The 20,799-nt window shown below is 55.7% G+C and carries 13 protein-coding genes; 3 read left to right on the top strand and 10 right to left on the bottom strand.

The genetic code is table 11. From position 1 onward, the window contains the following. Positions 1-94 precede the first annotated feature (94 nt). Positions 95-1,516 (top strand): uracil-xanthine permease family protein, encoded by a 1,422-nt coding sequence (locus ACN0VL_RS01135; protein WP_417614275.1) that lies wholly within the window; start codon positions 95-97, stop codon positions 1,514-1,516. A gap of 162 nt (positions 1,517-1,678) precedes the next feature. Here ACN0VL_RS01135 and ACN0VL_RS01140 read toward each other — a convergent pair whose 3' ends face one another. The 10 genes from ACN0VL_RS01140 to ACN0VL_RS01185 form a co-directional block, all read right to left on the bottom strand. Further along, on the bottom strand, positions 1,679-2,359 hold the full coding sequence (locus ACN0VL_RS01140; RefSeq protein ID WP_417614277.1) for a Fe2+-dependent dioxygenase: 681 nt from the start codon (positions 2,357-2,359) through the stop codon (positions 1,679-1,681). A gap of 133 nt (positions 2,360-2,492) precedes the next feature. Beyond that, positions 2,493-4,694, bottom strand: coding sequence for a TonB-dependent receptor (locus tag ACN0VL_RS01145; protein ID WP_417614279.1), 2,202 nt, complete (start codon positions 4,692-4,694; stop codon positions 2,493-2,495). 275 nt (positions 4,695-4,969) lie between these two features. Then, positions 4,970-7,567: a bifunctional aconitate hydratase 2/2-methylisocitrate dehydratase gene (gene acnB / locus ACN0VL_RS01150; RefSeq protein ID WP_417614281.1), complete on the bottom strand. Its 2,598-nt coding sequence runs from the start codon at positions 7,565-7,567 to the stop codon at positions 4,970-4,972. A gap of 240 nt (positions 7,568-7,807) precedes the next feature. Further along, entirely contained in the window at positions 7,808-10,129 is a 2,322-nt protein-coding gene (locus ACN0VL_RS01155) for a patatin-like phospholipase family protein (RefSeq protein ID WP_417614283.1), read from the bottom strand. Between the two features lie 210 nt (positions 10,130-10,339). After that, positions 10,340-11,770 (bottom strand): dihydrolipoyl dehydrogenase, encoded by a 1,431-nt coding sequence (lpdA, locus tag ACN0VL_RS01160; RefSeq protein WP_417614285.1) that lies wholly within the window; start codon positions 11,768-11,770, stop codon positions 10,340-10,342. A 150-nt stretch (positions 11,771-11,920) separates the two neighbouring features. Continuing rightward, positions 11,921-13,816, bottom strand: coding sequence for a pyruvate dehydrogenase complex dihydrolipoyllysine-residue acetyltransferase (gene aceF, locus ACN0VL_RS01165; RefSeq protein WP_417614286.1), 1,896 nt, complete (start codon positions 13,814-13,816; stop codon positions 11,921-11,923). 10 nt (positions 13,817-13,826) lie between these two features. Then, complete coding sequence (aceE, locus tag ACN0VL_RS01170; RefSeq protein ID WP_417614288.1) at positions 13,827-16,487, bottom strand: pyruvate dehydrogenase (acetyl-transferring), homodimeric type; 2,661 nt, start codon at positions 16,485-16,487, stop codon at positions 13,827-13,829. A 61-nt stretch (positions 16,488-16,548) separates the two neighbouring features. Further along, a complete protein-coding gene (gene pdhR, locus ACN0VL_RS01175) occupies positions 16,549-17,310 on the bottom strand; it encodes a pyruvate dehydrogenase complex transcriptional repressor PdhR (protein WP_417614290.1) in 762 nt (253 codons plus the stop codon). A gap of 280 nt (positions 17,311-17,590) precedes the next feature. Continuing rightward, entirely contained in the window at positions 17,591-18,433 is an 843-nt protein-coding gene (gene nadC, locus ACN0VL_RS01180) for a carboxylating nicotinate-nucleotide diphosphorylase (RefSeq protein WP_417614318.1), read from the bottom strand. 166 nt (positions 18,434-18,599) lie between these two features. Further along, on the bottom strand, positions 18,600-19,103 hold the full coding sequence (locus ACN0VL_RS01185) for a retropepsin-like aspartic protease family protein (protein WP_417614292.1): 504 nt from the start codon (positions 19,101-19,103) through the stop codon (positions 18,600-18,602). A gap of 78 nt (positions 19,104-19,181) precedes the next feature. Between ACN0VL_RS01185 and ampD the strand changes: the two genes are divergently transcribed. Continuing rightward, positions 19,182-19,730: a 1,6-anhydro-N-acetylmuramyl-L-alanine amidase AmpD gene (ampD, locus tag ACN0VL_RS01190; protein WP_417614294.1), complete on the top strand. Its 549-nt coding sequence runs from the start codon at positions 19,182-19,184 to the stop codon at positions 19,728-19,730. Between the two features lie 618 nt (positions 19,731-20,348). Next, on the top strand, positions 20,349-20,792 hold the full coding sequence (locus ACN0VL_RS01195; protein WP_417614296.1) for a pilin: 444 nt from the start codon (positions 20,349-20,351) through the stop codon (positions 20,790-20,792). The last annotated feature ends 7 nt before the right edge of the window (positions 20,793-20,799 follow it).

Here is a 20,799-nt window from a genome sequence, read left to right on the forward strand (position 1 = left end):
ACCACTTCTTAGCATTACGTCTACAAGCGGCCAGCTATAAGCACAACGAGCCAACAGGTTAATCAACAGTACACTTTATTGGAACGCAGACATCATGAGTCACAGCACGAGTAATCAGATCAACCAACAGGAACTTGTCTACAAGTTACACGACAAGCCACCTTTTATTCAGTCTCTTTTTGCCGCCGTGCAGCACTTGCTGGCTCTGTTTGTCGCCGTGATTACGCCGCCGCTGATCATCTGCCAGACCCTGGGTATTCCCGCCGCCGATACCGCGCACATCATCAGCATGTCGCTGTTTATTACCGGGGTGGCCTCCTTTATTCAAATGAAACGCTTTGGCCCGGTGGGCACCGGTCTGTTGTCCATTCAGGGCACCAGCTTCAACTTTTTAGGTCCCATTATTGCCAGTGGCTTGGCGATGAAAGATGGTGGTGTGAGCACCGAAGCCATGCTGGCAGCCATTTTTGGCACCGCCTTGCTGGCCGCCCCCACCGAGATGATACTGTCACGCTTTTTACACCTGGCACGTCGTATTATTTCTCCCCTGGTCAGCGGCATTATCGTAACCCTTATTGGCCTGACCCTGATCCAGATAGGCCTGACCTCCATTGGCGGTGGTTTTGGTGCCATGGCGGACGGCACCTTTGGTTCGCTGGAGAACCTGGCATTAGCCGGTACCGTGCTGGGGATTATCGTGATCATGAACTGCATCCCCAATCCTTATATTCGTCTTTCTTCTATTCTGGTGGCCATGGTGGCCGGCACCCTGCTGGCCTGGTACATGGGTAAACTGCCACCTGCAGAGGTAGGTGACACGCCTGCTATCGCCTTCCCTATTCCGCTGCAATATGGCCTGGGCTTTGAAGCTTCGCTGTTTATTCCGCTGGTACTGGTATTTTTAATTACCGCGCTGGAAAGCATAGGCGATACCACGGCAACCTCGGAAGTCTCCGGCGAACCGGTCTCCGGCACCACTTACATGAAGCGTATTAAAGGTTGTGTACTGGGTGACGGCATCAACTCGTCGCTGGCCTCCGTCTTTAATACCTTTCCTGTGTCTACCTTCAGCCAGAACAACGGCGTGATCCAGATGACGGGCGTGGCCAGTCGCCATGTCGGCTTCTTTGTGGCGGGCATTCTGGTATTAATGGGCTTGTTCCCCGCCATTAGTACCCTGGTACAACGCATTCCCGAGCCGGTACTGGGTGGCGCAACTCTGGTGATGTTTGGCTCTATTGCCGCCGCCGGAGTGCGGATCCTGTCACGCGAACGCCTGGACAGACGCGCCTTGTTCATCATGGCCATTTCTTTTGGTGTGGGTCTGGGTGTCTCTCAGGTTCCCGAGATTTTACAGTTTATGCCCGATCTGGTGAAAAACGTCTTTTCATCAGGCATGGCAGCAGGCGGTATTGTGGCCATCATACTGAATATCGTCATGCCGCTGAGCCCTCAGGTTAAGGCGACCGAAGAGCAACAAGAGACCGAAGCGCTGCAGCAGAAAACCCTGAGCTGATAGATTTTTACCACACAACATAAAAGCCGACCGGGAGCCTGTTTGCCCGGTCGGCTTTTTTATGGGGAAGGTGTCAGGAGTAAGGCGTTAATAGTAAGGAGTCAAAGGCCGAGCTGCCGGAGACTCCTCACTTTTGACACCTCACGCCTCACCGCTCACTATTCATAACGCCCAGCGGCGCAACAGGTTGTGATACACCCCGGTCAGTTGAATACTGGTGTCACTGTCGGCGCCCAGCTGCTGGTTAACCTGCTGTATGCTGGTGTCCAAATCAAACAGCAGGGTGCGTTGGCCGTCATCGCGCACCATACTCTGGATCCAGAAAAACGAGCTGATTCTGGCTCCGGCGGTGACCGGTTTGACATGGTGCAGGCTGGTGGATGGATATAAAATCAGGTCTCCCGCCGGCAATTTAACGCTATGGGCCCCATAGCTGTCTTCGACGACCAGCTCGCCTCCTTCGTATTCCTCGGGCTCACAAAAAAACAGCGTGGCCGATAAATCGGTACGAATCGGCTCGCCGGTCGCGCGATTAAAACGAATGCTATTATCGACATGCACCCCGAATGACTGGCCACCCTGGTAACAGTTGAACAAAGGAGGAAATATTTTTGCCGGCAAGGCGCCCGCCACAAACAAGGGATGATTGGATAAGGCCGTGGTGATCATGTTGCCAATATAGCGGGCATGCTCGTCATCTTCCGGCAGCTGCAAGTTGTTTTTTGCCAGTGACGACTGAAAGCCGGCGGTGCTTTTGCCATCCCCCCAGGACGCCGCCAGTAACAATTCGCGGCACTCGGCCAGCTGTTCGGCGCTGAGCACATCAGGTATGTGTAACATCATAATAAAGTCACTCGGTTAAACGATGAAAGCCCCGTTAGGGGCTTGATTAAAGCTGTACGCTATACGTTAAACGCCGTACGGAGAAAGATGATGTTTATCTTTAACGTACGGCGTATAGCGTAAAGCGTAAGTCTTAGAAGCGGTAGTTGGCAGACAAGACCGCCGAGCGACCATCACCCAGCTCAACGGCAGAGCTGCGGTTATCAAGGCCGGGGCGACCACGAACCCGCTCTACATACTCTTCGTCAAACAGGTTGTTCACGTTCAGCTGCAGGCTGAAGGCATCATTCACCTGATAAGAGGCCATGGCATTGTGCACCCAATAGCTGTCCAGCTTGGCTTCTACATCGGGCGCTACATGGCGAGAGCCCACATAACGGGCGCCGTAGCCCACTTCTACGCCTGGCGCCAACTCGTAGGTCGTCCACAGGTTAGCGCTATTGCGTGGGGTATTGCCCAATGGCTGCCCTACCGGCGAGCGACCGCCTTTTTGTGGCTCACCCACAGACGCCAGAGTTTCACTGTCGAGCAAAGTATAGTTGGCAAACAGTTTCCATTGTTCGGTAATTTCACCGGTCAGGCCAAGTTCTACGCCCTGTACCCGCTGCTCGCCAGCCGATACTAAATTATCATTAGCGTCTGTCTCTCGGGCATTGGTTTTATCAACGCGGAACAAGGCGCCGTCCACTCCCAGGCGGCCGTCCAACAGCTCCCACTTGGTACCCAGCTCCCAGGTTTTGTTCTTCTCGGGGCTGAGATCTTCAACGCCAGCCGCACCATAATTAGGCAAGCTGCCGGAAGTGGCCAATGCCTCGGCCGACGGGTTGAAAGAGGTACCGTAGGCGAGGTAAACACGGCCATTGTCGGCGGGCTTGTAAACGATACCGGCTCGGCCGCTGAACATCTGGTCGCTGGTGCTGATGGTCTCGCCATTGATCTTGTCGCTGGTCTCACCCGAGATCCAGTCGTGACGCAGCCCCAGGCTTAAATCCCATTTCGGTGCCAGGCCAATGGTATCGAATACATACAATGCCTTGGTATCCAGCTCGGCATCGGTGCCACCACTGTCTGCATAGTTAGTAGCACCAGTCCAGGTACCTGGTGGGTTATAAAGATCAAAGACGCTATCTTTATCGATACCGTAGCTGCCCTTGGTCAGATCATAAGTCTCGCGAGATATTTCTCCGCCGACCAGAAGGTCATGTTCAAAGCTACCGGTATTGAATTCGGTGCTTAGCCCCAGTTGGTTGACCCACAAATCGGTCTGAGCATCCCGCCGATAGGCCTGGGGTCCGCTTGGCTTGTAACGACCCGGAGCCAGCCCCTCGGTATTCACATGCGAAGCAGAAATAGTGGTATCTCGGTCGACTCGGCTATAGCGGGTCTGGTTTTCGATACGGGTGGTGTCGCTCAGCTCGTGCTCCAGCTTGAGGGTAATGGCATCGGACTGGATTTTTTCTTCATCCAGGTTGCGCCAGCCATAATAGTTTTCCCGATCCACGCCTGGCAGCACCTTGCCGTCCCGGGCCGGCAGGCCATAGTCGGGCAGATTATCGTCGGTTTGATGGAAGTAGCTCAAGGTGGCGCGGGTTTCTTCGCTCAAGCCGATAGTCACCGATGGTGCGATACCAAAGCGTTCGCGGTCGATATCGTTACGGCCCGGCACGTTATTTTCATGGGCCATCAGGTTGATGCGAAACGCACTGTCTACGCCGACATCATCCAGGGTTTTGTTGGCATCCAGCGTCAGCCGGCGATAGTTATCCGTGCCCAGGCTGGCACCGATTTCGGCAAAGTCTCGCAGCTTGGGCGCCTTGCTCACCTGGTTGATGGCACCACCTGTGGTACCGGCACCACCAAATACCGAGTTGGGACCTTTGAGCACTTCTACCTGTTCAATATTGAAGGTGTCGGTGCGGTTGTTCTGGCTGCTGTCACGCAGGCCATCAATTTGCATATTGGAGTTGGCACTAAAGCCGCGAATATTGATTTTGTCGCCAGAGCCACCGCCGCCCTCGCCGGCATCAAAGGTAATACCCGAGACATTGGACAACACCTGACGCAAGCTTAACGCCTGCTGCTCCTTCATGACTTCCTTGGGCACAACGGTGACGGTTTGTGGGGTGTCCAGCAGGGGTTTGACGTATTTGCTGGAAGCCGATTGACTGGTCTTGTAACCCTGCTCCCGGGATTCTTGCACGGTAATGGTGTCGAGCTGGGTAACACTTTGTGCATGGGTTTGCGCCGCCGTGGCCAGGGAAGCCACCGCCAGCCCGACGGCAGGCACCAGGATTTTGCGGGGAGGGCGAGAAGAAGACTGAATATAGCTGGGCACTGACAACTCCTTGGAAAGTGAAATGAAAAACAACTGAATCTAAAGGCGAGTCATTCTCATTCAGTTGTTGATTCAGATCAACCCTATTCTCTCTTTTTTCAAAAAGTTCCGTGGTTTTTTAAATGAGGCGTGAGGCGTGAGGCGTGAGGCGTGAGGCGTGAGGCGTGAGGCGTGAGGCGTGAGGCGTGAGGCGTGAGGCGTGAGGCAGTGTTGAGGGCTGGGCATGAAAAAGCCAGCGCTAGGCTGGCTTTTTATCATGCGATTGAGCAAGTCAATCAGAGGGCTTGTTGCACTATGACCGTATCGGCTTTTTCTACGTAGCTGTCCAACTCATCGAAGTTCAAATAACGATAAGTATCGGCTGCCGTCGCATTCAGCTGCTCGGCATACGTCAGGTACTCGGCGACGGTGGGCAGTTTGCCGTGAATGGCCGCAACGGCCGCCAGCTCGGCGGAGGCCAGATACACGTTGGCACCTTTACCCAACCGGTTAGGGAAGTTACGGGTAGAAGTGGACACCACAGTACTGTTATCGGCAACGCGCGCCTGGTTACCCATGCACAGCGAGCACCCGGGAGTCTCGATACGAGCCCCTACCCGGCCGAAGATGCCGTAGTAACCTTCACTGGTCAGCTGATCCTTGTCCATCTTGGTTGGCGGAGCCACCCACAGACGAGTCGGCAGCTGGCCGGTGTACTTGTCCAGCAGCTTGCCGGCAGCACGGAAGTGACCGATGTTGGTCATGCAAGAGCCGATAAAGACCTCTTCAATGACTTCACCCGTTACCTCGGACAGCAGACGAGCATCGTCCGGATCGTTTGGCGCGCACAGAATCGGCTCTTTGATCTCGCTCATGTCGATTTCCAGCACATGGGCGTATTCGGCATCGGCATCGGCTTCCAGCAACTCTGGGTTGGCCAGCCACTCTTCCATGCCCTTGATGCGACGCTCTATGGTGCGACGATCGCCATAGCCTTCGGAAATCATCCACTTCAGCATCACTATGTTGGAGCTGAGGTATTCGGCAATCGGCTCTTTGTCCAGCTTGATGGTACAACCGGCGGCGGAGCGCTCGGCCGTGGCATCGGCCAGCTCAAACGCCTGCTCGACTTTCAGCTGTGGCAGGCCTTCAATTTCTACTACTCGGCCGGAAAACTCGTTGATCTTGCCTTCTTTGGCCACGGTCAACAGGCCATTTTGAATACCGTAATACGGAATGGCATGCACCAGGTCACGCAGCGTGATACCCGGCTGCATTTCGCCTTTAAAGCGAACCAGTACCGATTCCGGCATATCCAGCGGCATGACACCGGTGGCCGCGGCAAACGCCACCAGACCCGAGCCCGCAGGGAAGGAAATACCAATCGGGAAACGGGTGTGGGAGTCACCACCGGTACCTACGGTATCGGGCAGCAACATGCGGTTCAGCCAGGAGTGAATTACACCATCACCCGGACGCAGAGACACACCGCCGCGGTTCATGATGAAATCCGGCAGCGTGTGGTGGGTGTTCACGTCAATCGGCTTGGGGTATGCCGAGGTATGACAGAACGACTGCATGGTCAGATCGGCAGAAAAGCCCAGGCACGCCAGGTCTTTCAGCTCGTCCCGGGTCATGGGGCCTGTGGTGTCCTGGGAGCCGACCGTGGTCATTTTAGGCTCACAATACTGATGGGGGCGCACACCTTTCACGCCGCACGCCTTGCCCACCATTTTTTGTGCCAGGGTGAAACCTTTGTCAGACGCCACTACCGCAGCAGGACGCTTGAACACGGTAGAGGTTTCCAGCCCCAGAGATTCACGGGCCTTGTCGGTCAGGCCACGGCCGATAATCAGCGGAATACGGCCGCCGGCGCGGACTTCATCCAGCAGCACATCGGTTTTCAGGGTGAAAGTGCTCAGTACTTCATCGCTGTTATGACGACAGACTTTGCCTTCATAAGGATAAATGTCGATCACATCACCTGTGTTCAGCTTGGCAACATCGCATTCAATCGGCAGCGCACCGGCATCTTCCATGGTGTTGAAGAAGATGGGGGCAATTTTGTTACCGATACAGATGCCACCGGCCCGCTTGTTGGGAACGAAAGGAATGTCGTCGCCCATGTGCCACAGCACGGAGTTGGTGGCAGACTTGCGGCTGGAGCCGGTACCGACCACGTCACCCACATACACCAGCGGAAAGCCCTTTTCTTTCAGGGTAGCGATCGCTTTGATGGGGCCAATCACGCCATCTTCGTCCGGCTCTATGCCGGGACGGGCGTTTTTCAGCATCGCCTGAGCGTGCAGCGGAATGTCGGGGCGTGACCAGGCATCCTGAGCAGGAGACAGGTCATCGGTGTTGGTTTCGCCAGACACCTTGAATACCGTCATGGTGATCTTGTCGGCCAGCTTGGGGCGCTCGAGGAACCACTCGGCCTCGGCCCAGGACTGCATTACCTGCTTGGCAAAGGCATTGCCCGCCTTGGCTTTTTCTTCCACGTCGTGAAAGGCGTCAAACATCAGCAGGGTGTGGCTCAGGGCATGCGCCGCAATGGGTGCCAGTGCCTCAACGTCCAGCAACTCAACCAAAGGCGCTATGTTATAACCGCCCTGCATGGTGCCGAGCAGCTCGGTGGCCTGCTCGGCAGACACCACGGGAGAGCTCGCTTCGCCTTTGGCGACGGCGGCTAGAAAGCCGGCTTTAACGTAAGCGGCTTCATCCACACCTGGTGGTATACGGGTAGACAGTAATTCATAAAGGAAGGATTCTTCGCCGGCGGGAGGGTTTTTGAGTAATTCAACCAGGGCGGCAACTTGCTCTGCGTCGAGGGGTTTGGCAACAATCCCCTCGGCGGCACGTTCTTCGACGTGTTTACGATAGGCTTCAAGCACGACTGTATCCTCTTATTATCATTCGCCATCTCGGGCGGAAATATCCTTGTTGGGGGTTTGTATTCAGCGGTTAGGCCTGACTACAAACACTCTTGCGGATGCCGCAGCAGTATATAAGTTTTAACGCTGAATTAAAATCCAGCCCCTCTTTCCTTTGCGCCAATACGGGATTGAGCCGATGTTTTCACAGCCGCTATTCTCTGGATTTGTCGGCTCAATCACACAAACTCGCCATTAACATCAAAAACTGAACAGGTTACCGAAGTACAGGTAAATACTGCTTTTATCGCCCTCTCCATGGCCATAAGCCAGATACAGGGGTCCCCAGTTGGTATCGACACCGATAAACATGCTGCCCGCGGTAAGGGCGGACTCCCAGCTCACCTCGGCCCCCGTGTTCCACACCCCGCCCCGCTCGAGGGAACCACCGAGATAAACCGGTGAACGAAAGGCACCAAAGTCGTTGTCAAACCAGCGGTAGTGATACAAGAGGCCGGCAAAGCCGCTGTAGCGCCCGCTGAGTTGGTCGCGCTGATAGCCAGACAAGTTGAACAGCCCCCCCAGGCTGCGAGCAAAGACCGGCACTCCCTGCTCGGCGCTCGAGCCGCCCAGCGCCAGCTTGCTGATCAGGGTATGGCGGTTGAATGCGTAAGGCTGCAGCCATTCCAGTTCGTAGTCGATTCCGGTCACACTGTCACGGCCCTCATCCAGTTCCAGGCTATTGCGAAAATACCCCAGCTGCATTTCTACCGCCGCGCCACGGGAGGGAAAGAACACATTGTCCAGGGTGTCGTAACCAAAGCGCAGGTAAGGCCCCACGGAGTCGACATCCAGCTTCTGGCCGACACTGCGTGCGCCTATGCTGCCGAGCAAACCCTGTACGCCCAGCGCCAGCTCACTCCAGGGCTGCAAGTTGTAACCCAGTTCGGTATTGACACTCCAGGTGGCATAGTCCACCTCCAGGCTGGTGAGGGGCCGAAACAGCTCGTACTGCGGATCCATGACATCAAAGAAGAAATTGCGCTGACGCTGTTCATACTCGCCACGCAATTTCCAGAACACATCGTAATCGGACACTATCGGGGTATAGATTTCACTGGCCACCTGTTTGTTGCTGCCAAAGGTCGCTTCCACCAGCCATTCTCCACCCAGCATATTGATATTGGTACGCCGAAACTGGGCACCTATTTCATAATTGGAGCGGTTGGTAAAATCATCCTCCAGGGCAAATTTTAAATCGATAAAGCCCGGGCCCCAGCCTTTTTCACTGGTTTGCACCGTCAATACCTGCTCGCCAGCTTCTTCTTCGATGCGATAGCTCACCCGTTCGAAGGCATCCAGGGCATAGAGCCGACGTACCCCCTCTTCCAGAGCGGCGGTTTGATGGAATTGATCCGGCACCAGACCCAAGACATCCAGGATCACTTTTTCGCTGAGCTTGGAGCGGTTTTTCACCTCTATCCGATCCAGATACACCGCATTGGATCGTTGCAGTTGCGCCCTTCTGTCCAGCTTTTCGGACTGGTAGGCAAGGTAATCCTGCTCGCTCAGGGATAAAGCCTGCAGCTGGGGCTGCAAGCTTTGCGCTGCCAGCTCTCCCCGACGAATCGCCTCGGGCATCAGCTCAAAACTCCCCACGCCTATGCCGTCGATGGCGGGGCTGATCAGAGTATCCTTCTCCTGCATCAGGGCAATCTGGCGCTCGGTACCCGAGCGCGTGAGATAATTGGTAAGCTGGCTGATCATGGCCAGGGCGCCGTCCAGCTCGGCCCGAGGCAGCATGGCATCACCAATATCCACCGCTATCACTATGTCGGCGCCCAGCTCCCGGGCCACGTCCACCGGCATATTATTCACCACACCGCCATCGGCCAGCAGGCGGTCATCAATTTCTACCGGCTGCAACACCCCGGGTACCGACATGGAAGCCTGCATCACTGTGGCCAGGTGTCCCTCTTGCAACACCACAGGAGTCACGGTTTCCATGTCGGTCGCCACGGCGCGGTAGGGAATGGGTAAATCGTCGAAACTGTGCAGGCCGGGTAAATTCAGGGTGCTGCTACGCAGCAAGGCGCCCATGGCCTGCCCCTGAAAAAAGCCCCCGGGCAAACTCAGCTGCCAGTTCTGGTTGATACCGATATCGGTGCGCAATAAAAACTCATCGTTTTGTCGCTTGCGGCGCAGTGACAACTCGTCGCGCCCGACCTTGTCCTGGTAACCCTGATTCCAGTCCTGGGCCAGCAGTTGCTGCTCCAGTTCACTGGCGTCCAGCCCCAATGCGTACATGCCGGCCACATAGGCGCCCATGCTGGTGCCCGTAACGATATCCACGGGGATCCGTAACGCTTCCAGCACCTTGATCACCCCGATATGGGCCGCTCCCTTGGCGCCGCCGCCGCTGAGGACCAGGGCAATTTTGGGCCGCCCGCCAGGCGCTGACGGCAACACGCCGGCCGCACCGTCGGCTGGCCCATTCATGACGGATCCGCTCTGCTCCTGCGCCTGGGCATGCACAAAGCCGACGTTCAGCAATAACAATAAACACAACAGATAATGGCGCATGATAATGGCGACTCGAGGACGGCAAGGTGCATTTATTGTAAGGCGCCCCGCCAGAAAATGCAGCGCCTGTGCACTGTGCTGAGCCGCAGGCTGTCGGGTAAAAGCACCGTCCCTCAAGGGCGGCGTGGGGTTGTTGCCCGGGTTTCAGTGGGGCGATAACAAAAACGCCCGGCACAGGCCGGGCGTTTCATTAACCAATAACAGAGAAGCTTACTTCTTCTTTTTCTTGGCCTTGGCGTTTGGCATATCGGTAATGGTGCCTTCGAAAACCTCGGCTGCCATACCCACAGACTCGTGCAGAGTCGGGTGAGCGTGGATGGTCAGCGCGATATCTTCGGCGTCGGCACCCATTTCGATGGCCAGACCGATTTCGCCCAGCAGCTCACCGGCGTTGGTACCAATGGTGGCACCACCCAGTACGCGTTGGGTGTCTTTGTCGAAAATCAGCTTGGTCATGCCGTAAGAAGAGTCGGAAGCGATGGCTCGACCCGACGCCGCCCACGGGAAGCTGGCCACTTCAACATTCAGGCCCTGCTCTTTGGCTTCTTTCTCGGTCACACCGACCCAGGCAACTTCCGGCTCGGTATACGCGATCGACGGAATCACTTTAGGATCGAAGTAATGCTTCATGCCGGCAATGACTTCGGCGGCCACATGACCTTCGTGCACACCCTTGTGGGCCAGCATAGGTTGGCCAACGATGTCGCCGATGGCGTAGATGTGCGGTACGTTGGTACGCAGCTGCTTGTCCACGTTGATGAAGCCACGCTCATCGACATTAACACCGGCTTTTTCGGCGTCCAGCGACTTACCGTTAGGAGTACGACCGATGGCCACCAGTACGGCGTCATAAACGAGGGTGGAGCTCTCGCCCTTCTTGTTTTCCATGGTCACGTGAATGCCGTCGTCTTTGGCTTCTACGGCGGTAACCTTGGTTTGCAGCATCAGGTTGAACTTGTTTTTCACCTGTCTGCTGTAGATCTTGATGAGATCTTTATCGGCAGCGGGGATCACCTGGTCGAACATCTCGACCACGTCGATCTTGGAGCCCAGCGAGTAATATACGGTACCCATTTCCAGACCGATAATACCGCCACCCATGACCAGCAGCTTCTCGGGCACTTCTTTCAGCTCGAGGGCGTCGGTAGAATCCCATATGCGCGGATCTTCGTGGGGGATGAAAGGCAGCTGGATAGGACGCGAGCCGGCCGCAATAATGGCGTTGTCGAAGTTGATGGTGGTGTTGCCACCCTCGCCTTCCACGACCATGGTGTTGGCGCCGGTGAACTTGGCAAAACCGTTCACGACCTTAACCTTGCGCATCTTGGCCATGCCGCCCAAGCCCTGGGTCAGCTGTCCGATCACTTTTTCTTTGTGCGCACGTATCTGGTCCAGATCGATGTTAGGCTCGCCAAACGTCACACCATGGCTGGCCATCATCTTGGATTCTTCGATGACTTTAGCGATGTGCAATAAGGCTTTGGACGGAATACAGCCCACATTCAGACACACGCCACCCAGAGTTGCATAACGTTCAACGATTACGGTTTCCAGACCCAGATCGGCTGCGCGGAAAGCGGCAGAATAACCGGCAGGGCCCGCGCCCAATACTACAACCTGAGCTTTGACTTCTTGACTCATGGTGACCTCTATTATGATTTTTAGCCCCGTTCAAGCAATGGCCTCGATAGCCTAGACTCAATACGGCCACAACAAATGAAACGAGCTAAAGTTTACTGTTCTGCTATAGAAAAGAAAGTAATAAGGCAGGCAAATGCCTGCCTTGTCACATTAAAGGGCTAAACGACGAAGGTCGCTTAACACACCACTCAACATAGTGATGAAACGAGCACCATCGGCGCCGTCAATCACCCGGTGGTCATAAGACAGAGCCAGCGGCTGCATCAGTCTCGGCTCGAATTCCTTGCCGTTCCATACCGGTTTCATGCTCGACTTGGACACACCCAGAATGGCCACTTCAGGCGCATTCACGATAGGCGTGAACTGGGTGCCACCAATACCGCCCAAAGACGAAATGGTGAAGCAGCCGCCTTGCATGTCGGAAGCCGTCAGCTTGCCGTCACGAGCCTTCTTGGAGATTTCACCCAGTTCCAGTGCCAGCTCGCGAATGCCTTTCTTGTTGACGTCGCGAACAACCGGAACCACCAGACCGTTTGGCGTATCAACCGCCACACCGATGTGGATGTACTTCTTCATCACCAGCGACTGACCGTCTGCCGACAGTGAAGAGCAGAATCTGGGGTAGGCTTCCAGCGCTTTGGCGGCGGCCTTCATGATGAAGATCAGCGGAGAGATCTTGTAGCCCAGCTTCTGCTTGTCGGCGATGGCGTTCTCCGACTTGCGGAACGCTTCCAGCTCGGTGATATCGGTTTCGTCAAACTGCGTCACGTGGGGGATTTTCACCCAGTTGCGATGCAGGTTGGGGCCGGAAATCTTCTGAATGCGGGTCAGGGGCACTTCTTCAATCTCACCAAACTTGGCGAAATCTACTTTTGGCCATGCCAGCACTTCCATACCGCCGCCAGCAACTGCAACACCGGCAGGCTGAGCAGCAACCTGCTTGATGATGCCCTTGACGTAGGTCTGGACGTCTTCTTTCAGAATACGGCTCTTGGGACCGGTAGCGGCAACCTTGGACAGGTCAACGCCAAACTCACGGGCCAGGCGACGCACCACTGGGGTGGCGTGCACGTAAGCGCTGTTCTCGACGAACTCGGCCTTGGCAGCGGTCGCGGCTGCTGGTGCCGCGGCTTTCGGGGCTTCTGCCTTGGCAGGCGCCGCAGCCGGAGCTGCAGCTGCAGGAGCCGCGGCTTTGGGCGCTTCACCGGCCACTTCAAATACCATCACCAGGGATCCGGTATTCACCTTGTCGCCCACGGCAATCTTGATTTCTTTCACCACACCGCCAAAAGGTGCAGGCACTTCCATTGACGCCTTGTCACCTTCTACGTTCAGAATGGACTGTTCGGCGGCAACGGTGTCACCCACGGCGACCATGATTTCGGTCACTTCGACTTCGTCACCGCCAATGTCGGGGACGTTGACGTCTTTGGCTTGCGGGGCAGCAGGCGCCGCTGCAGGAGCAGACTCGGCCGGTGCGGCTGCAGGGGCAGCGGTCGCCGCCTCGCCCGCCACTTCGAAGACCATGATCAGCGAGCCAGTGTTGACCTTGTCGCCTACGGCGGTTTTGATCTCAACCACTTTACCGGCAAAGGGGGACGGGATTTCCATAGAAGCCTTGTCGCCTTCTACGCTAATCAGCGTCTGCTCTTCGGTAACGGTATCGCCAACGGCCACGTTGATTTCGGTTACTTCAACTTCGTCATCACCGATATCGGGCACAGCGACGTCTTTGCGTGCCGCTGCAGCAGGAGCAGCGGCTGCGGCGGGGGCTTCAGCCACAGGCACCTGCTCTGCCGGGGCGGCGGCGCCGCCCTCTGCTTCGAATACCATGATCAATGAACCGGTATTTACCGAGTCACCAATGGCAATCTTGATTTCTTTAACCACACCCGCACTCGGGGCAGGTATTTCCATGGAAGCCTTGTCGCCTTCCACGGTGAGCAGTGACTGTTCTTCTTCAACCTTGTCGCCAACGGCCACCAGGATTTCGGTCACTTCTACCTCGTCTGCGCCGATATCTGGCACCAGAATATCTTTAGACATGTATTACCCCTTATGCGTACAGCGGGTTGATCTTGTCGGCATCGATGCCGTATTTGGCAATGGCGTCGACGACGACTTGCTTGTCCAGCGTACCTTGCTTGGCCAGTTCGGTCAGTGCTGCAATCACCACATAGTGCTTGTTCACTTCGAAATGACGACGCAGGTTTTCACGGCTGTCGGAACGACCGTAACCATCGGTACCCAGCACCTTGTAGCTGGCAGACGGCATGAAGGCACGAACCTGCTCGGCATAGTTCTTCATGTAGTCGGTCGCTGCAATGGCAGGTGCTTCACCCATTACCTGGGCGATGTAAGGGACGCGTGGTGTTTCGGTTGGGTGCAGCATGTTCCAGCGCTCACAGTCCTGACCGTCACGGGTCAGTTCGTTGAACGAAGGCACACTGAAGACGTCGGAACCAATGCCGTACTCTTCAGACAGGATCTTGGCCGCTTCACGCACGTCGTTCAGTATGGTGCCTGAACCCATCAGCTGTACCTGGCCTTTGTCACCGGCAACGGTATCCAGCTTGTAGATACCCTTGCGGATACCTTCTTCGGCACCTTCCGGCATCGCGGGCTGATGATAGTTTTCGTTCAGCGTCGTGATGTAGTAGTAGATGTTTTCCGGGTTTTCGCCATACATGCGACGCAGACCATCCTGTACGATAACGGCAACTTCGTACACATAGGTTGGGTCGTAGGAGATACAGCTCGGGATCACGCCCGCCTGAATGTGGCTGTGGCCATCTTCGTGCTGCAGACCTTCACCGTTCAGGGTAGTACGACCGGAAGTTCCGCCGATCATGAAGCCGCGAGCCTGTTGGTCACCGGCCAGCCAGCACAGGTCACCCACACGCTGGAAACCGAACATCGAGTAATAGATGTAGAACGGAATCATCGGGAAGTCGTTGGTGCTGTAAGAGGTAGCCGCTGCCAGCCACGAAGAAGTGGCGCCCAGCTCGTTGATACCTTCCTGCAGTACCTGACCCTTGATGTCTTCCTTGTAGTAAGCCACCTGCTCACGGTCTTGCGGGGTATATTGCTGACCGTTGGGGCTGTAGATACCGATTTGACGGAACAGACCTTCCATACCAAAGGTACGGGCTTCATCGGCCAGGATCGGCACGATGCGCTCACCAATGGACTTGTTCTTGAGCATGATGTTCAGGGCACGCACAAACGCCATTGTGGTAGAGACTTCACGCTTCTGCTCTTCCAGCAGCGACTGGAACTCGGACAGCTCGGGGATTTGCAGCTGGTCGGTAGACTCCACCAAACGGGTAGGCACATAGCCTTTCAGCGCCTGGCGACGAGCGTGCAGGTATTCGTGCTCGCGGGTGCCTTCCTTGATTTCGATGTAAGGCAGGCTGGGCAGTTCTTCGTCGCTGACTTCGATGTTGAAACGATCGCGGAAGTGCTTGATGGAAGACAGATCCATCTTCTTGACCTGGTGGGCAATGTTCTTGCCTTCGGCCGCTTCACCCATGCCGTAACCCTTGATGGTCTTGGCCAGAATAACGGTCGGCTTGCCTTTGGTGTCGGCCGCATTTTTATAGGCCGCATACATCTTGGCCGGATCGTGGCCACCCCGGTTAAGGGCGAAGATTTCTTCGTCGGACATATCCTTGACCAGTTCCAGGGTCTCGGGATATTTGCCGAAGAAGTGCTCGCGCACGTAGGCACCGTCTTTGGACTTGAAGGTCTGGTAGTCACCATCCAGGGTTTCGTTCATCAGCTGAACCAGCTTGCCGCTCTTGTCTCTGGCGATCAGCTCGTCCCAGCGACGACCCCAGATCACCTTGACCACGTTCCAGCCGGCACCGTTGAAGATACCGTCCAGCTCGTCGATGATCTTGCCGTTACCGATAACGGGACCATCCAGACGCTGCAGGTTACAGTTGATGACGAAGCACAGGTTGTCCAGCTTTTCGCGGGCGGCGATGGTGATCGCACCCTTGGATTCCGGCTCGTCCATCTCGCCGTCGCCCAGGTAGGCGTAAACGCGCTGTTCGGAGCAGTCTTTCAGGCCACGGTTGGTCAGATACTTGAGGAAACGCGCCTGATAGATGGCATTGATCGGACCCAGACCCATGGAGACGGTCGGGAACTGCCAGAAGTCAGGCATCAGTTTCGGGTGCGGGTAAGAAGGAATTCCCTTGCCGTCAACTTCCTGGCGGAACATGTCCAGCTGGGCTGCGGTCAAGCGGCCTTCGGCAAAGGCACGAGCATAAATACCGGGCGAGATATGGCCCTGGAAGAATACCAGGTCGCCGCCGTCTTTTTCGTTGCGGGCGCGGTAGAAGTGGTTAAAGCCCACTTCGTACATGGTGGCACTGGATGAGTAGGAAGACATGTGTCCCCCCAGGTCCAGATCTTTCTGGGAGCCGCGCAGCACGATCATCACCGAGTTCCAGCGGATTATAGCGCGGATACGACGTTCCAGATCCCAGTTACCCGGGTACTCAGGTTCGTCTTCAGACTTGATGCTGTTGACGTAATCTGCGTGGGCATTTCTGGCCACAGCCACACCGGACTTGATGGCTTTGGTGGTGAGACGCTCATAAATATACTGGGCGCGCTCAGGTCCTTCTTGACGGATCAACGACTCAAGTGCGTCTAACCACTCTTGAGTTTCTATTGGATCCACATCGTTGTTCAGGATATCAGACATGGCTGTTTCCTATCTCGTTTGGGGCTCATGCCCATGGGTTTCGTTATTGCCGAAGGCATTGTCAGTCCTGCTGTCGATGTCGACGTAAAGAACGCTGAATGCGGGTCTCTTCACGTTGAATGTCGAGCAGGGTTTCTTCGATAAAGGCCAGGTGCTCATGACAAGCATCCCTGGCCTGTTCCGGCTCGCGAGCCAATATGCTCTGGATCAGATTGGCGCGATGCACGCGAATCCTCTCCACCATACCGGCGCGCCGGTTAAGAATCTTGATATTGCGCAAGATGCTGGACTCCAGCATCGGCTGAATGGCCCGCAGCAGGTGCAGCAGCACCACGTTGTGGGCGGCCGCGGCCACCGCCAGGTAGAACTCGGCGGCATATTTGGCCTCGCCGGCCAGATCACCTTTTTCCTGAGCGGTAATAATGGCCTGCTGGGCCGCGCGAATAGCATCGAAGTCGGCCTCGTTGCCACGCATGGCGGCATAAAAGGCGGAAATGCCTTCCATGGTATGGCGAAATTCCAGCAGGTCGTATTGTGACTCGGGGTGTTCGGTCAGCAGTTGAAACAGGGGATCGGCCAGGCCCTTGGTCAGGGCGTTCTGCACATAGGTGCCGCCCCCCTGACGTCGGGACACCAGACCTCGCGCCTCCAGCTTTTGAATGGCCTCCCGCACCGAAGGTCGCGATACCGCGAACTGATCGGCAAGCTCCCGCTCCGGCAACAGTCGTTGTCCGGGCTGCAGGCTGCCTTCAACTATCATCTGCTCGATTTTGGCGGCAATGGTGTCGGCGAGTTTCGGCTGTTTGATCCGCTGATTCGACATTTAACTCCACTACTACATTGGTAAGACCAATTTACACTGTTAAAAAAAGGTATCAGAGCGAGGATGATATGTCCAATAAATTAATTAAGGTTGCATACAATAGAGGCAAAATTAACCAGCCGGGAGCCATCGATAAGTAAAGCTAGTCCAATGTTGTAAAAACACCAGCAAATCGATTGGTAAGACCAAAAAAGTAGTGCTGAGCGGGGAGATTCGGGAGGAAAAGGTGAGGAGTGAGGGAAAGAAACAGAACGACTTTTCCTTCACTCCCCGCAGTCTTTTAAGCTTGTACTCGCAGTGACAGATCCAGCGCCTGCACATGCTTGGTAAGTGCGCCGACCGAGATGAAGTCCACACCGGTGGCGGCATAGGCGGCTATGGTGTCCAGGGTCACGTTACCCGACACTTCCAGTTGCGCGCGACCGGCACTGGTGGCGACCGCCGTGCGCATATCGTCGGTCGTGAAGTTGTCGAGCATGATGATGTCGGCACCGGCATTGAGCGCCTGCTCCAGTTCGGCCAGGGATTCCACCTCGACCTCAACCGATTTTTCCGGCTGCAAACGACGCGCTTCGGCGACCGCCTTGTCGATCCCTCCACAGGCAAAGATATGATTTTCTTTAATCAGATAGGCGTCATACAGCCCCAGGCGATGATTATGGCCACCACCGCAAGTCACGGCGTACTTCAGGGCCTGGCGCAGCCCGGGGAGCGTTTTGCGGGTGTCCAGCAAGCGGCATTGGGTGCCGGCCAGCTGATCGACATAGCGCCGGGTTACGCTGGCCACCGCCGACAGGGTCTGAATAAAATTAAGCGCGGTACGCTCGCCCGTCATAATCGCCCGGGCCGGGCCGGTGAGCGTCAACAAACGCTGATTGGCAACGATGGCATCTCCGTCTGCCACGTTCCAATCAAGCGCCACTGCTCCCCCCAACTGCAGAAAGGTTTCCTCGGCGAAGGCCCGGCCACAAAAGATGCCGTCTTCCCGGGTAATCAAATGAGCCACCACCTGTTGTTGTTCTGGCAACAATTGGGCCGTAATGTCCCGAGCAGGGTCCAGGGTTCCGCCCAGATCTTCACTAAGAGCGGCGGTCACATTAAAACGTATTTCTTGTTCCAGCATAGCATTCAGCATTTTTATTCAGCCTGTTGTCCAACTTTGCATTGTTATGTCTGTTGACTCTAAGTTATGTCTGTTGATTCTAACTTTGGTATTCACTCGCTGCGTATCACAGCTTGATGCCATCAGCAGCCCGTGTGATGGGCATGTTGTTCGTTTACAAGGGTATTTATCGTCTGATGGTCATCTGTTCGCCCCGCTGTGTCAGCTCGAACTGACGCAGGGCGTTCATCCCCAGCAGGATCTCGGTACTGTCCGCAGGCATGATCACCGCCTCCAGATCGTACAAGGTGAACGGGCCCAAAGACAGGCTTTTTACTCGAGTGCGATAGCCTGTTACCGTTCCCGCCGCCGTGTTCAGCCTGAGCGGCCGGCCCGCCACCAGGTGCAAGTCGGCAGCCAGTGCCTGGGGTATGGCAACCTGGGAAGCCCCGGTATCCAGCAAAAATACCACCGGCTCCTTGTTCAGCTCGCCGCTGGCCAGATAATGCCCCTGACGATTTTGTTTAAGCACTATCGTCTGGGCGTCCAGGCGCTGTATCTGCTGGTTGGGATTATGATCCTCGGCCAACTCTTGCTGAAAGTACCAAGTCAGTAGTGCCAGCGCCAGCCCCCAGGCCAGGATCCACATAATTCTTCCCAGCCGGCGCTGCATATTGGCTTCGCGACTCATTCCCTCACCTCCGGTGCTTGCTCCTTTGATACCAAGGCTTTTAGTATATCGACAAGCCTCACTATTATATGTGCCAATATGACTCTACCTCTGACCATGAATGCGGATTTCTGGTTAACCCCCGCCCGCCACTGCCCCTCTCCTCATCATGACGAGCGCCCGGAAGGCGAAGTGTCGCTCCTGGTGATACACAGCATCAGCCTGCCACCGGCACGCTATGGCGGCCCCTACATAGACCAGCTGTTTCTGGGTAACCTGAACCCGGACGACGACCCTTACTTTGCCGATATTCATCTGTTGCGCGTGTCGGCCCACTGCCTGATTCGCCGCGATGGCGAATTGGTGCAATACGTGCCTTTCAACAAGCGCGCCTGGCATGCCGGCCAGTCTGATTTTAATGGCCGTGCCCGCTGTAACGACTTTGCCATTGGCATCGAGCTGGAAGGCACGGATACCGACCGCTTTACCGCCGCACAATACCGGCAGCTCACGGCGGTTACCCGGCTATTGCAGGCCCGGTTCCCCGCCATAACCACAGAGCGCATCGTCGGCCACAGCGATATTGCCCCGGGGAGAAAAACCGATCCGGGCACCGGATTTGACTGGGATTTTCTTAAGCAACTGTAAGCGGCCCCGTTGCCGAAAGACAGAGTACAAACACTAAAGCGTCTCTGGCCACGGAATACCCGGAGAAATCAAGATTAAAAAAGTAGTGTTATACCAATCTAAGTAAAAACATGATCTATTTTAAAGCTGAGTACCAGAGGAAACAGAGTCAACTCCCACGACACGCCATAAACCCATCCTTGGGGGCTCGGGAAATGACATCCCTGTCATTTCACGGTCGTGGGAGCCGAACTCTGTTGCCTCTCCACAAGCACCGAGTTGTCTGTAGATAGCACCTACAGGCAACTCCGCAGCTGGGGGCGGATGAAGGGATCTACTCCACCGACCATCACATGACAAGGAGGTCATGTGTTTGAGCGCCACAGGGATGTGCTTGCAGCGTGTCGGTGGAGTAGACCCTTCGTTCGGCCTTTCCAGAGCAGCTAAATAGACCAGTTACTTACTCAGTTTGGTGTTAAAAGTGAAGGGTAAGGGCTGCCCCCTCATACTTTCCCCTTCACTTTTTATGGCCTTTGTGGTCAAACATTAGCCAGAACCCCTAATCCTTGCTATATGTTACACAGTAACAACACTCTTATTGGCATCTGCCGGCTCTACTTTATTAGTCAGGATGACATTATGAAGAAGCATGGTATCCATCGCCCTAACAGTGGCTTTACGCTGATTGAACTGATGATAGTGGTCGCCATTGTCGCCACCTTGGCCGCCGTGGCTCTCCCCTCCTATCAAACCTACACCCAACGCGCCCGGTTTACCGAAGTGATCGCCGCCACCGGCCCCGCCAAACTCGCCATTGATATCTGCGTGCAAACCGGTGGTTCCAACTGCGCAGCAGTCGCCAACAATGCCACCCTTGGCCTGCCAGACGGTATTGTAACCAGCGTAGCCGTGACTGCCCCTGATAGTGATAAAGACTCCTGGACCATTACCGCAACCGGCAACAGCGAGGTAGGCAATAAGACCTTTGTCATGGTGGGCACTGCCGAGAACGGCCGAGTGAAATGGGTAAATAATCCCTCACCTGATGATGCAACGTCCTGCGTCACTGCCGGCTTGTGTTGATAGATCG

Source organism: Oceanisphaera sp., from assembly GCF_048268965.1.
Lineage (GTDB): Bacteria > Pseudomonadota > Gammaproteobacteria > Enterobacterales > Aeromonadaceae > Oceanimonas.